The organism is Pinirhizobacter sp. (genome assembly GCF_036499745.1).
In the GTDB taxonomy this organism is placed as follows: Bacteria; Pseudomonadota; Gammaproteobacteria; order Xanthomonadales; family Rhodanobacteraceae; genus Pinirhizobacter.
Window position 1 is genome coordinate 1 of sequence record NZ_DASYDG010000008.1, and the last position, 11,650, is coordinate 11,650.

11 protein-coding genes and 1 tRNA gene are annotated in these 11,650 nt (G+C 62.9%); 6 read left to right on the plus strand and 6 right to left on the minus strand.

Features of this window, described 5'->3' with window-relative positions; all coding sequences use genetic code 11:
- Together VGM61_RS19500 and VGM61_RS02060 are read right to left on the minus strand one after the other, a co-directional pair.
- Positions 1 to 413: helix-turn-helix domain-containing protein (locus tag VGM61_RS19500; RefSeq protein ID WP_422662180.1), on the minus strand; the 413-nt coding region annotated here is incomplete at its 3' end.
- 208 nt (positions 414 to 621) lie between these two features.
- Entirely contained in the window at positions 622 to 1,785 is a 1,164-nt protein-coding gene (locus VGM61_RS02060) for an acyl-CoA dehydrogenase family protein (protein WP_331521046.1), read from the minus strand.
- Positions 1,786 to 1,955: 170 nt separating this feature from the next.
- Between VGM61_RS02060 and VGM61_RS02065 the strand changes: the two genes are divergently transcribed.
- From VGM61_RS02065 to metH, 3 genes are read left to right on the plus strand one after another with little or no spacing between them, the layout of a single operon-like run.
- Positions 1,956 to 2,885 carry a metalloregulator ArsR/SmtB family transcription factor gene (locus tag VGM61_RS02065; protein ID WP_331521047.1) on the plus strand — a complete coding sequence of 310 codons (930 nt, stop codon included), beginning with the start codon at positions 1,956 to 1,958 and terminating at the stop codon, positions 2,883 to 2,885.
- Positions 2,886 to 2,895: 10 nt separating this feature from the next.
- A complete protein-coding gene (locus tag VGM61_RS02070; protein WP_331521048.1) occupies positions 2,896 to 3,966 on the plus strand; it encodes a homocysteine S-methyltransferase family protein in 1,071 nt (356 codons plus the stop codon).
- Positions 3,963 to 6,653 carry a methionine synthase gene (metH, locus tag VGM61_RS02075; protein ID WP_331521049.1) on the plus strand — a complete coding sequence of 897 codons (2,691 nt, stop codon included), beginning with the start codon at positions 3,963 to 3,965 and terminating at the stop codon, positions 6,651 to 6,653. Before VGM61_RS02070 ends, metH begins: the two co-directional genes overlap by 4 nt.
- On the opposite strand, the gene VGM61_RS02080 is transcribed toward metH, so the two are convergent.
- The gene (locus VGM61_RS02080; RefSeq protein ID WP_331521050.1) at positions 6,650 to 6,994 is read right to left on the minus strand and encodes a lipid-A-disaccharide synthase N-terminal domain-containing protein; all 345 of its coding nucleotides are present in this window, start codon (positions 6,992 to 6,994) and stop codon (positions 6,650 to 6,652) included. The two genes, metH and VGM61_RS02080, sit on opposite strands and share 4 nt — an antisense overlap.
- Positions 6,995 to 7,093: 99 nt before the next feature.
- Here VGM61_RS02080 and VGM61_RS02085 point away from each other — a divergent pair.
- From VGM61_RS02085 to gntA, 3 genes are all read left to right on the plus strand, one after another.
- Positions 7,094 to 7,168: transfer RNA gene (locus tag VGM61_RS02085), tRNA-Val, on the plus strand.
- Positions 7,169 to 7,635: 467 nt separating this feature from the next.
- On the plus strand, positions 7,636 to 8,964 hold the full coding sequence (locus tag VGM61_RS02090) for a serine hydrolase domain-containing protein (protein WP_331521052.1): 1,329 nt from the start codon (positions 7,636 to 7,638) through the stop codon (positions 8,962 to 8,964).
- Positions 8,965 to 9,520: 556 nt separating this feature from the next.
- Positions 9,521 to 10,207: a guanitoxin biosynthesis heme-dependent pre-guanitoxin N-hydroxylase GntA gene (gene gntA, locus VGM61_RS02095; RefSeq protein WP_331521053.1), complete on the plus strand. Its 687-nt coding sequence runs from the start codon at positions 9,521 to 9,523 to the stop codon at positions 10,205 to 10,207.
- A 6-nt stretch (positions 10,208 to 10,213) separates the two neighbouring features.
- Here gntA and VGM61_RS02100 read toward each other — a convergent pair whose 3' ends face one another.
- From VGM61_RS02100 to VGM61_RS02110, 3 genes are read right to left on the minus strand one after another with little or no spacing between them, the layout of a single operon-like run.
- Complete coding sequence (locus tag VGM61_RS02100) at positions 10,214 to 10,807, minus strand: GspH/FimT family pseudopilin (protein ID WP_331521054.1); 594 nt, start codon at positions 10,805 to 10,807, stop codon at positions 10,214 to 10,216.
- A complete protein-coding gene (locus VGM61_RS02105; RefSeq protein WP_331521055.1) occupies positions 10,797 to 11,237 on the minus strand; it encodes a DUF4124 domain-containing protein in 441 nt (146 codons plus the stop codon). The genes VGM61_RS02100 and VGM61_RS02105 overlap by 11 nt, the downstream gene beginning before the upstream one ends.
- A 1-nt stretch (position 11,238) precedes the next feature.
- Positions 11,239 to 11,649, minus strand: a complete 411-nt coding sequence (locus VGM61_RS02110) for a type IV pilin protein (protein ID WP_331521056.1) — start codon at positions 11,647 to 11,649, stop codon at positions 11,239 to 11,241.
- Position 11,650: the final 1 nt, after the last annotated feature.

Below are 11,650 nucleotides of genomic sequence, written 5' to 3' on the forward strand. Positions count from 1 at the left end.
CGAAGCACGCCGCGGCGCGCGAGCAGGCAGATTTTGGGCCGACGGGCTTGCGCCCAGGCTCGCTGGTCGGCCTCCGCCGCGCGGTAGCCGTCACGGCCTCCGTTGCGCCCCACCTCACGACTGATGCTGGACGGCGCTCGCTTCAGGGCCTGTGCGATCTGGCGCATGGAATGGCCCTGGCACAAGCCTCGGGAAATCTCTTCGCGATGGGCTAGCTGAAGGGCCCGAGGCGCCCGTTTGCGTGGTGTTGGAGCGAACCCGCCACGCTGCCTCAGAACGTAGTGAATCAGCTCCCCGTCCCGCTCAAGCGACCGGGCAATGGCAGCGGGCGGCACGCCGGCTTGCCAGTTTGCCCAAATCTGTTCACGGTCCACCGCCGACAAATGACGCCAAAGCCTGACTGCTCTGCTCATGATGCCCACCTCCGTCTTGATCAGACTACGGTGTTGCATCGACCGGTTGAGATCACCGGATGGCGAATCGAAAACCCCCGGCCGAAGCCCGTCCCGATGGGGGCGCAGCCGTAAAAAAAAGCCGCGCAGCGGCCTCCTTCCCCGAGGGTCGCCGCAGCAGGAGCGCCAGCCGCTATGGGCCGCCGGCTCTTCCCGCCACGTCCGAGCTTCAGCGCAACCCGGTTTCGTTGCGCGCGATGATCAGGCGCTGGATCTCGCTGGTGCCTTCGTAGATCTCGGTGATCTTGGCGTCGCGGAAGTAGCGCTCCAGAGGCATCTCGCGGGAGTAGCCCATGCCGCCGTGGATCTGCACTGCCTGGTGGGCGATGAACATGGCCGTTTCCGATGCGACGAGCTTGGCTATCGCTGCCTCGTTATTGAAGCGGCCGCCGGCGACCTTTTCGCTTTGCGTCTTGGCCCAGGCGGCGCGCATGGTCAGCAAGGTGGCGGCATCCAGACGGCATTTCATGTCGGCGATCTTGGATTGCGTCATCTGGAAGCTGCCGATCGGCTGGCCGAATGCCTTGCGTTCCTTCACCCAGGTGATGGTGGCTTCATACGCTGCACGGGCGATGCCCACTGCCTGCGAGGCGATGCCGATGCGGCCGGCGTCGAGCACGCCCATCGCAATGGCGAAGCCCTTGCCTTCGGCGCCGAGCATGTTTTCCTTCGGGCACACGTAGTCGTTGAATTCGATCTCGCAGGTGGCCGAGGCGCGGATGCCGAGCTTCGGTTCGGTCTTGCCGGCATGGAAGCCGGGGATTTTTGTGTCGATGATGAAGGCGGAGATGCCCTTTGCGCCGATCCCGGCGTGGGTCACGGCGAAAAGCACGATGTAGCGGGCCACCGGGCCTGAGGTGATCCAGCTCTTCTTGCCGTTGATCACCCAGTCGCCGTCGGCATTCTTCACCGCGCGGGTGTGCATGTTCGAGGCATCGGAGCCCGACTGTGGCTCGGTAAGCGCATAGGCGCCGATTTCCTCGCCCGAGGCGATCGCGCGCACATACTTCTGCTTCTGATCTTCCGTGCCGTTCTTCAGGATGCCGTTGCAGAACAGCGAATTGTTCACCGACATGATGGTGGCGTGCGCGGCGTCGGCGGCCGAGACCTCGATCACCGCCAGTGCGTAGGCCGTGGTATCCATGCCGGCGCCGCCGTACTCTTCGGGCACCTCGATACCCATCAGGCCCAGCTGACCCATTTCCTGGATGGTGGCCAGGGGAAATTCCCCCTTCGCATCGAACTCAGCCGCCACGGGGGCGATGCGCTTTTGCGCGAAATCGCGCGCGACCGCCTGGATCGAAAGCTGGTCGTCGGTGAAACGGAAATCCATGAAACTCTCCTGCCTCTTAGCGTTAAGCCGGGGCGAACCAATCCCCGCGCAGCCGGCTATTCTAACGGTCGTTCCAATCCCCGGCGCGTGCAGCGCAACAATGCGCCTTGACGCGGGGCCGGGTGGGGCCTAGCCTTTAGCATCTTTATATCGCGATGAAAGGATAGGCCTTGGATCTCGCCACTGCCTCCGGGGTGCTGCGCCTGCTTGCCGACGCCACCCGCGTCCGCCTGCTGGCCCTGCTCGAGCGCGAGGAACTGACCGTGGCCGAGCTCGCCGCCATCTTGCACCTGGCTCAGCCCCGTGTGTCCACGCATCTGGCCAAGTTGAAAGAAGCGGGGCTCGTCCGTGATCGCCGGGCCGGCGTATCGGCTTATTACCGCGCCAATGCGGAGTTCGATCCGCGCATGCAGGGCTTGATGGCCGCGCTGCGCGAAAGCATCGACGACGCCATCCTGCGAGCCGATGCCGCACGGCTACCCACGGTGCTGGCCCAGCGGGCTGGGGAAGCTGGCTGGGCCGACACGGTGGCCGGCGACATGGAGCGGCATTATTCTCCCGGCCGCACCTGGGAAACACTTGCCCGCGCCCTGCTGCAGTTGCTCGAAACCGGCGACGTGCTGGATATCGCCTCCGGTGACGGCGTCACGGCTGAGTTGCTGGCGCCGCATGCGCACTCGGTCACCTGCGTTGATTCGAGCGCGCGCGTGGTGGAAGCCGCCCGCCTGCGCCTGGGCCCGTTCTCCAACGTTGAGGTGATACAGGGCGACATGCACGCGCTGGATATCGCCGACGGCAGTTTCGACCTGGTATTGCTGCTGCACGCCCTCACCTACAGCACGCAGCCGGAAAAGGTATTCACCGAGACCGCCCGCGTGCTGCGCCCCGGCGGCCGCGTATTGGCCGCCACGCTCGGCCAGCACGACCACGCGGCGGCCGTGGAGCCTTTCGATCACCGCAATCTCGGCTTCAGCAGCCAGGCGCTTGAGCAGATGGCCTTCGATGCCGGGCTCTCGGTGGTCAGCGCCACGCGAATCAGCCGCGAACGCCGCGCGCCCCATTTCGAGGTGCTGAGCCTCGTTGCACGCAAACCCGCTTGAGGATCCACCCATGAGCAACCTGCCCTGGCTTTTCCCCCATCGCGTGACCTTGCTTGAGAAGGCCCTGGCCTCGCGCATCCTGGTGCTCGACGGCGGCATGGGCACGATGCTGCAAGGTCACCAGCTGGACGAGCACGGCTATCGCGGCGAGCGTTTCGCCGAAGGCTTCGACGCCACTAACGCACATGGTGAGAACTGCGCATGTGATCTCAAGGGCAACAACGACCTGCTCACGCTCACGCAACCGGGAATTATCAAGGGCGTGCACGAGGCTTACCTTGCTGCCGGTGCGGACCTTGTGGAAACCAACACCTTCAACGCCACGCGCATCAGCCAGGCCGACTACCATCTCGAGCACCTGGTGCCCGAGCTCAACCGTGTCGGCGCTGCGCTGGCGCGTGCTGCCTGCGATGCCGCCAGCACGCCTGAAAAGCCCCGCTTCGTGATCGGCGTGCTCGGGCCCACCAGCCGCACGGCGTCGATCTCGCCGGACGTTAACGACCCCGGCTATCGAAATGTGAGTTTCCAGGAACTGGTGGACAACTACACTGAAGCTGCCGATGCGCTGATCGACGGCGGCGCGGACACCATCATGGTCGAGACCATCTTCGACACGCTCAACGCCAAGGCAGCGCTGTTCGCCCTGTCGGAGCTCTTCCGGGTTCGCGGTGGCCGCATGCCGGTGATGCTCTCCGGCACCATCACCGATCGTTCCGGGCGTACCTTGTCGGGCCAGACCGCCGAGGCGTTCTATTACTCCGTGGCACATGTCGAGCCGATTTCAGTGGGCTTCAATTGTGCGCTCGGTGCCGATGAACTGCGCCCGCACATTCAAACGCTCTCGTCGATCGCGCGTACTTATGTGAGCACGCATCCGAATGCGGGCCTGCCCAATGCCTTCGGCGAATACGACGAAACACCCGAGCAGATGGCCGCCACCATTGGCGACTTCGCCCGCGAGGGCCTGCTGAACCTGGTCGGTGGCTGCTGCGGCACCACCCCCGCCCATATCAAGGCCATCGCCGACGCCGTGGCCCATTGTCGTCCCCGCATTTTCGAGGCAAGCCAGCAGGCAGCATGAGTACTCTTCGCCATACCCGCCTGAGCGGCCTCGAGCCGCTGGTCATCACCCCAGACCTGCTCTTCGTCAATGTCGGCGAACGTACCAATGTCACCGGCTCCGCCCAGTTCCGCAAACTGGTCAAGGAAGGCCGCTACGAAGAAGCCGTGGACGTCGCCCGCCAGCAGGTGGAGAGCGGCGCTCAGATCATTGACGTGAACATGGACGAGGGCCTGATCGATTCGGAAGCGGCGATGACGCGCTTCCTGAATTTGATCATGTCCGAGCCCGACATCGCCCGCGTGCCGGTGATGGTGGATTCCTCCAAGTGGACGGTGATCGAGGCCGGCCTGCGCTGCCTGCAGGGCAAGGGGATCGTCAACTCCATCTCGATGAAAGAAGGCGAAGAAACTTTCCTGGAGCACGCCCGCCTGGTGCGCCAGTACGGCGCCGCCGTGGTGGTGATGGCGTTCGATGAAGCCGGCCAGGCCGATACCTGCGAGCGCAAGGTCGAGATCAGCTCCCGTGCGTACAAGCTGCTCACTGAAGAAGTGGGCATGCCGCCGGAGGACATCATCTTCGACCCGAACATATTCGCGATCGCCACGGGCATCGAGGAACACAACAACTACGCGGTGGACTTCATCGAAGCCACGCGCGAATTGAAGAAGCGCTTTCCGTCGTGCCATATTTCCGGCGGCGTATCGAACGTATCATTCGCGTTCCGCGGCAACAACCCGGTGCGCGAGGCGATTCACTCGGTGTTCCTGTACCACGCCATCAAGGCAGGCATGGACATGGGCATCGTTAACGCAGGTTCGCTTGCGATCTACGACGATCTTCCGGAGGAGCTGCGCGAACGGGTCGAAGACGTGGTGCTGAACCGCCGGCCCGACGGCACCGACCGCCTGCTCGAAATCGCCGACCGCTACAAGGGCGGCAAGGCCGAAGCCGTGATCGAAACGGCCGCGTGGCGCGAGAAGCCCGTGCGCGAGCGCCTGTCGCATGCCCTGGTGCATGGCATCGACCAGTTCGTGGTGGAAGATACCGAAGAGGCCCGGCAGCTCTCATCACGCACGCTGGACGTGATCGAAGGCCCGCTGATGGACGGCATGAACGTCGTCGGCGACCTCTTCGGCGCCGGCAAGATGTTCCTGCCCCAGGTGGTGAAGTCCGCGCGCGTGATGAAAAAGGCCGTGGCCCACCTTATTCCCTTTATCGAGGAAGAGAAACTTCGCACGGGCGACGCCGGCAAGAACAATGGCACCATCGTGATGGCCACGGTGAAGGGCGATGTGCACGACATCGGCAAGAACATCGTGGGTGTGGTGCTTCGCTGCAACAACTTTGAAGTGATCGACCTTGGCGTGATGGTGCCCGCCCAGAAGATCCTGGACACCGCGCGCGAAGTGAAGGCGGACATCATCGGGCTGTCCGGCCTCATCACTCCCTCGCTTGAGGAAATGAGCCAGGTGGCCCGTGAGATGCAGCGCCAGGGATTCCAGCTGCCGCTGATGATCGGCGGCGCCACCACTTCGCGCGCGCACACCGCGCTGCGTATCGAGCCCCATTACAAAGCCGCCACGGTGTGGGTGAAGGATGCCTCGCGCGCGGTCGGCGTGGCGCAGTCGCTGGTGAGCCGCGAGTTGGTAGACGAATTCATCACCAAGGTCCGCAGCGAGTACGCCGAAGTGCGTGAGCGCCATAAGGACCGGAACGCCGGCAAGCCACTGGTGCCCCTGTCCAAGGCCCGCGCGCAGCGTTTCGAGGGCGGCTGGGATGCCTATGTACCCCCCGTCCCCCGCCAGCCCGGCGTTACCGTCTTCGACAACTACGACCTGGCAGAAATCGCGAAGTACATCGACTGGGGCCCGTTCTTCAACGCCTGGGAACTGGCCGGCAGGTTCCCTGCCATCCTTGACGACGAGATCGTCGGACCACAGGCGCGCGAACTCTTTGCCGATGCCAAGGCGATGCTGGGCAAGATCATTTCGGAAAAGTGGCTCACCGCCCGCGGCGTGATCGGCTTCTGGCAGGCAGGTGCCGTCGGCGACGACGTGGAGGTGCGCGGCGAGGACGGCAAGAAGCTGGCGATGCTGCGGTTCCTCCGCCAGCAGGTCGACAAGCCGGCCGATCGCCCGGACTTCTGCCTGGCCGATTTCATCGCGCCCAAGGATGCCGGCGTGGCTGACTGGGTGGGTGGCTTCGCCGTCACCGCGGGCCTGGGCATCGAAGAACGCGTCGCGCGGTTCGAGGCCGACCACGACGATTACTCATCCATCATGCTCAAGGCCCTGGCCGACCGCCTGGCCGAAGCCTTCGCCGAGCGCCTGCATGAGCGCGTGCGCGGCGAGTTCTGGGGCTACGCGCCGGACGAAGCCCTGGACAACGAATCTCTCGTGGCCGAGAAATACCGCGGCATCCGTCCGGCGCCGGGCTACCCGGCCTGCCCCGAGCACACCGAAAAGGCCACCTTGTTCGACCTGCTGGACGCACCTGGCAACACCGGCATCGAACTCACCGAAGGCTTCGCCATGTATCCCACGGCGGCCGTCTCCGGCTGGTATTTCTCCCACCCGCAGAGCCAGTACTTCGTGGTGGGAAAACTAAGCCGTGAACAGGTGGAAGACTATGCCCGCCGCAAGGGCTGGAAGCGCGAGGTGGCCGAACGCTGGCTGGCCCCCTACCTGGACTACGACGTGGACTAGGTCACCTCTTTGGGCACCTGGTGGCGCAGCCGCGCCTCGCGCATGTGCACCCACAGGTTATAGACCGACACGAAGGCCGGGAAAAAATTGGACAGGATGCCCACCGAGTCATTCTTGCCGAAGACGAAATAGGCCAGCAGCAAGGCCGAGCCCACCACTGACAGCCACCAGAACGACAGCGGCATCACCACCCGTTTGTACTTGCGGGTGTAGTACAGCTGGACGAACCAGCGGCTGGTGAACATCAGGGACCCTGCGAAGCCGACGATCTTCCAGGGAGTGAACGAGAAATGGGACAGGGCGGCCAGCACGTGCTGCCATTCGTGGATGAAGTAGTCCATGGGGGGTCGGCCACCGGGAAAAGTCGGCCATTTTACCCACGATGGCCCCCCGGATGTTGACCGCCCGCCCCGCCCTGCGTAGAATTCCGCGCTTCCGGCGGGCGGTTAGCTCAGCGGTAGAGCACTGCCTTCACACGGCAGGTGTCACAAGTTCGATCCTTGTACCGCCCACCATACGAATCGAACGAAAACGCCTCCGAAAGGGGGCGTTTCCGTGTGCACAGCAGCGAACCGTTCACCCTCCGCAGGTGTCACAAGTTCGATCCTTGTACCGCCCACCATACGAATCGAAGCCAAGAAGGCCGCCCTGTCAGGGTGGCCTTCTTACTTTGTGGCGCCGTAGCGCACAGCAGCGAACCGTTCACACGGCAGGTGTCACAAGTTCGATCCTTGTACCGCCTACCGCTGCCCCCCGCTACAGTGCCCGCGTGATCCGCTTCGGAAGTGCAGCAGGCTAAAGAGGGAGTGCCTCCATCTTCCGACGCTAGGATAGGGCGATGGCGTCTGCGTAGGCGCCCAGAACGACCGTCTGCCGCGGCCCGAAGAAGCTGCCAGAAAGGGGCTCGGCGAATGATGAAAGCGGCACTTAACATCAGCGGAAATCAATGAAGGCATGGATAGTGGGATGCGTAGCCTGCTTCGTGACACTTACGGCCATCGCGGGCACACCGAATGTCCAGGCGCCGGACGAGGCGTTCGGGGATCTCATCGCGGCCAGCGTCTATAACCAGGGACCCGGTGTGGCGGTACTTGTGGCGCGCGACGACAATGTGATCTATCGCGGTGCACGAGGGATGGCCAGTATCGAGTTGGGCGTGCCGTTGGACCCGGCCCAGCGCTTCCGCATTGGCAGCATTACTAAGACCTTCACCGCCGCGAGCGTCCTGAAGTTGGATGCCGAACACAAGCTGGCGCTAAATGATCCGCTTTCAAAGTTCTTGCCCGGGTTTCCCAATGGATCTCATATCACGCTTAGCCAGCTGCTAAGCCACACGTCCGGCGTGAGCGACAACTGGACAAGCGATCCAGCCAAACCCCTCAACACCGAGGAAACCGTCAAACAAATCGCATCCGTCCCTGCGGATTTCCCGCCGGGAACAGCTTGGGTCTATAGCAATTCCGGTTACATCCTGCTGGGCGCCGTCATTGAGAAGGTCACCGGCAAGCCTTGGCATGAAGCCTTGCGCGGGCAATTCCTGGCGCCGTTGCGGCTCGATCACACTGGATTCTTTACCGATGAAGCGGTGGTGCCAGGCAAGGTGACGGGATACACCCGGGACGCGACGGGAAAGACGGCATTACCTACGTTCGTGACCATCAGCGGGCCGGGTGCGGCAGGCGCGCTGGTATCCACGGTGGACGACCTGTTTCGGTGGATGCGTGCCCTGGTGACGGGCCACACCCAGCCAGGCTCCCTATACCAGAGGATGGCTCAGCCAGCTAGCACGTCGGACGGTAGCCGCGTGGACTACGGCTTTGGCCTCATGCTCGGCCGCGTTCGCGGCGAGGCGGTGGTCGAGCACAATGGTGGTATCGAAGGATTTTCATCGCATGTGGTTTATTTTGTCGATCAACATGTAACGGTGATCGTCCTGGCAAATTCGGACAGTGGCTCGCCCAACCCGCGCTCGCTTGCACACCGCCTGGGAGCGCTGGCCATCGGTAAGCCTTATACGCACCTTCAAGCCATCACCACACCACCGGAACTGGCACACGCGCTAAGTGGTACCTATCGAAGCGATAAGGGGGTTTCGCACGTGCTCGCCGCAACTGATGGCGGCGTATCCATTCAACGGGGAGGAGGTCCAAGTCGCCCGCTCGTACTCGCTGAAAACGATCGGTTGTTTTATCCGGATGACGCCACCGATTACATCCAGCTGGTTCGGAATGGCGATCAACGGGTGATCGCACTGGACTTTTATGTGGATGGGATGGCTCCCCCCAGGCGTGAAACGCGCGTGCCGAAGTGAGAGAGTACAGCACCAGGTAATGGCGAATGTCTGCGGCAGCCAAAAACGGATCGGGCGGATGAACACATCAGGCACTGCAGCCTCGCCGGGGCTCTGCCATCGTTTGGCGACGGCGAGCTCGGGCTACTTACGCCAGCCCAACGTATTCATCCGCCCCATGGCTCGTTAAGCCTTGCCCGCTTATGGGTGGGGTGGCGAGCGAGCCAGGGTAGAAAACCGTGAACAGACGGCCGGGCATACGCCCGCCTGGTCGCCCGCCGTATGACGGTAAACCCCGGGCCCCGCAGACATTGCTGCGGGGCCCGCTGTTCAACAGGTTTCTACACCCGGTTGCCGGTAACCCGGCAACCAGTGAATGATCCCGGGTCACACACGGAGGGTCCATACGAATCTTCTCAAAAGTGATGCCGACATGAACATCCAACGATGCTCAATCAAGGTTCGACAAGGCTATTCATCAAGCCTGCTCGTTCGTTCACCCTCCGCTACGAACCCATCACGTCCGTTTTCGGAAGTACTAAGCATGCTCAATTCAACTTCCCGATGGATATGCTGCATGCCCGCTAACGGCATCGAACAAAACGACGACGACGCCATTACCCAGTTCCGCCGTTACGTGCAACAGGCCGGCTTCCCCTGCCTTGCCGCCCGCACCGCCACCGAGAACGACCATATTCAATTCCTGGTAGCAGGAAGTCTTGAATCCGCTGACGCGGATGACGCCATCGTGGCGCAGGCGCGGGCGTTCGCAGCAGACGTGAAATCGCAGAAGGGATTCCACAGTCTGGCCCTGCTCTTCCCACGTACGCCGCCGATGGATGAAGCAACCTTCGAACGCGCGTTGTGGAGACGGTTGCAGGCCTTACATGCAATGGATGCTCGTACCGCGCCGTGGGATCCGTCGGTCAGCGCCGACCCGGCGTCTCCGGATTTCAGCTTCAGCCTGGGCGGCCATGCCTTTTACGTCGTGGGTTTACATCCAGCGTCAAGCCGGCGTGCGCGGTGTTTTCCCCACGCCGCACTGGTATTGAACCTGCACAGCCAGTTCGAGGCCTTGCGGGCGGATGGTCGCTACGAGCGCTTCCACGACGCCATCGTCGAGCGCGACGTGGCGTTCTCAGGGTCGGTCAATCCGATGCTGGTGACGCATGGTGAGGGGCTGGAGGCCCCGCAGTACAGCGGGCGGGAAGTGGATGCTGCGCTCTGGCGCTGTCCGTTCCATGCGGGCAAGCCAGCGGGCTGAATGGCGTCAAGTACAGACGGTACCGCTTGCCAGGGGCCTGGTAGCCACGCGACCTGAGTGACTGACCATCAGCTGCGCGCCGGGCACATCGGTGGTGTTCGTGCCGTCGGCGTCGGCGGTCGATGCCTTGGAGCAGGTCGTCACAGTCATGTCAGCGGTCAGAGGGGTCGGTGTTAGCAGTTCGCCACGCCCATTGTAAGTGAGTGGGCCGACGGCGGAAGCGCGGATCGATACCGCGGAGGCTACAAGCGTCACCCGCAGCAGTCGTGCAGCGGCGTCGGGATCATCCTTCTTATATTCGGTGTTGGGCGCCGCGGCCGTGTAGATGATCCAGCCCTTGTCGTAGTTGCCCGTCGTGGTGTCACACGTATTGTCCGTGGTATTGGCACGCGGACAAATGGACACATACGATCGCGTGGAAGCTGCCTGCCCGCGGGCAAAGGTAAGGTCAGCCATGATGTTGTTGGACTGGTTGGCGACACGATTACGCTGCATGAATTTGCGCATGTTCGGCACGGCGACTGCCAGCAGAATGGATGCCACGACCACGGTGACCATCAGTTCGATCAGCGAAAAACCGCGTTGGGATTTAGCTGCCATTGGTCACTCCTTCGCAATTGTCACGGACCAGTGCTTCCTGCACGCCCTTCGCTTCAATCCGCTGCTTGTCGTTGAGGGCCTGGGCGGTATTGGGGTCGGCGGCCTGGGTAACGGTGCCATTCTGGACCACGATGCCCTTGGTGAGCAGCGCCTGCAGATTGTGCCGCGCCGTGTCGCAGGCGGTGCGGCGGTAAGCCGCGTCCGCTGCATTGAGGTTGGCCCCGCTGCTGGCGGTCGACGCTGACGCCGGCATTAGGGGAGCCGCGGGGTCGTTCTTTAACTGCAACCGGTTCGCCTTGACCTTGACCGGTGGCTGCTGGTCGTAGTGGGTGACGCCCGAGGCGTCCTTCCACTTGTAAACCTCCTGCGCCATAGAAACGCCGGCCCACAAGGCGAGAACCACCATCAGGCTGGATGTTGCCGTGCGCATATCATCGACCCCAGCAATTGAGGGTGTCGGCGGTCGTAGAGCTGTTCGACGCCTGCACACCTGCCCGGTTGAGGCTGAATTGCACGCACTGGTCCTTCAACTGAGTACCCACGGCTTTGGCCTCAAGCGTATAAGCGACGGTGCTGGCGCTGATCGGATCGGTGATCGCATAGAACTGCCCCGCCATGGTCGAGGTGCCGTTGAGCGAGGCCAACGAAGTGGCGTACTTGTTGTTGGAAAAGTAATAGCGCTCCTGGCGCGCGGCGAGGTCTTGCAGGGTGCGTGTGGCATCCACGCGGTGCGACCGCAACACGTAGGACCGGTACGACGGCAGCGCAATCGCCGCCAGGATCGAGATGATCAACACCACGATCATGAGCTCGATCAGGCTGAAACCGCGGGAACGTGGCATG